The following is a 1,624-nucleotide window of genomic DNA, read 5'->3' as shown; positions in this document are numbered from 1 at the left end:
TGAACACCCGGTCCTGCGAGCGGGTCAACGGCCTCGCGGTGATCCTGCGCGGCTACGTCTCGATGACCGGTGAGCTGGCCGGCGACCAGTGGAACCGGCACCCCTCGTCTCATGCTTCGGCGCGCTCGACCCGGGACTCGGGGGCGGGGCGCTCGTGCCGCAGCGACAGCAGGCCGCCGACCACCAGCGTCACGATCACGCCCAGCGGCGTGTACCAGGGGAACGCCAGGGACGCCTCGCCGCCTTCGCCGTCCGGGAACTGCACCCAGACCACGAAGGCCAGCACCACCACGATCGTCGCCCAGAACGCGATCTTCGCGTCGGTCTGCCGGGCCCGCTTGTTCCACAGCCCCAGCAGGAACGCGCCGAGCAGCGCGCCGTAGGTGTAGCTGGCGATGCTGAGCCCGACCTCGACCACCGGGTTGTCGGTGCTGCTGAACATCGATGCGAACACCACGAACACCACGGCCCACACCAGCGTCCACATCTTGCCCATCCGCAGGACCGCCGCGTCGTCCAGCTTCCGCTTGGAGAAGCGCTGGTACAGGTCGCTGACGGTGGAGGTGGACAGCGAGTTCAGCGACGAGGCCAGGGTGCTCATCGCGGCGGCCAGGATCCCGGCGATGAGCAGCCCGGACAGCCCCGGCGGCAGGTCGTTGACGATGAACGTCGGGAACAGCTCGTCCTTGCTGGCCATGCCCATCGAGGCCGGCGTCGCGCCGCGGAAGAACGACCACAGCATGGTGCCGATCAGCAGGAACAGCGCGAACTGCAGGGCGACCACGACACCGCTGGCGATCAGCGCCTTCTGGCTGTCCCGAACGTTCCGGCAGGCCAGCAGCCGCTGCACCATGAGCTGGTCGGCACCGTGCGAGGCCATCGCGAACACCGCACCGCCGAGCACCGCGGTCAGGAACGCGTACTGGTCGGTGATGATCGACGAGGTGAAGTCCAGCAGCTGGAGCTTGCCGGCGTCCACGGCGGTGGCGAACCAGTCCGACGGCAGCTGACCGGCCAGCACGACCGCGGCCGCCACCGCGCCGCCGACGTAGACGAACATCTGGATCGCGTCGACCCACACCACGGCCTTGATCCCGCCCAGGTAGGTGTAGATCACCGTCAGCACCGCCAGGACCAGCACGATCTGCCAGTACGCGAGGTCGACGCCGAACGCCCCCAGCATCACCTTCACCGGGATCGCGGTGGCGAACAGCCGCAGCCCGTCGGCCAGCAGCCGGGTGATCAGGAACGTCACCGAGGCGGTGCCCTGCAGGCCGGCGCCGAACCGCTGGCCGAGGAACTCGTAGGCGCTGACCAGGTTCCCGGCGTAGTACTTCGGCAGCAGCACGAACGCGACCACGACCCGGCCGATCAGGTAGCCGATGGCCAGCTGCAGGTAGGTGAAGCTGCCGAGGTAGGCCACCGTCGGCACGCTGATCACCGTCAGCGTGGAGGTCTCGGTGGCGACCACCGAGAAGCACACCGCCCACCAGGGCAGTTCACGGCTGCCGACGAAGTAGTCCTGGGCGCTGCGTTGTCGACCGCTCAACAACAACCCGAGCACCGGCATGGCGACCAGGTACAAGCCGATGACGGCCAGGTCTAGCCATCGCATGCTGCCTCC

The 1,624-nt window shown here is 68.5% G+C and carries 1 protein-coding gene; it reads right to left on the bottom strand.

All coding sequences use genetic code 11. The annotated features are described in order from the left end of the window. Nucleotides 1-109: 109 nt before the first annotated feature. Entirely contained in the window at nt 110-1,615 is a 1,506-nt protein-coding gene (locus tag ABTZ89_RS38555) for a sodium:solute symporter (protein WP_351054422.1), read from the bottom strand. Between the last annotated feature and the right edge of the window lie 9 nt (nt 1,616-1,624).

Source organism: Saccharopolyspora sp. NPDC002686, assembly GCF_040295745.1.
Lineage (GTDB): Bacteria > Actinomycetota > Actinomycetes > Mycobacteriales > Pseudonocardiaceae > Saccharopolyspora > Saccharopolyspora oryzae.
Note: the sequence above shows the minus strand (reverse complement) of the source record. Positions and strands in the feature narration are given on the sequence as shown.

Coding starts and splice junctions, on each gene's coding strand:
- ABTZ89_RS38555 (WP_351054422.1), bottom strand. CDS start 1,615: ATGCGATGGCTAGACCTGGCCGTCATCGGCTTGTACCTGGTCGCCATG.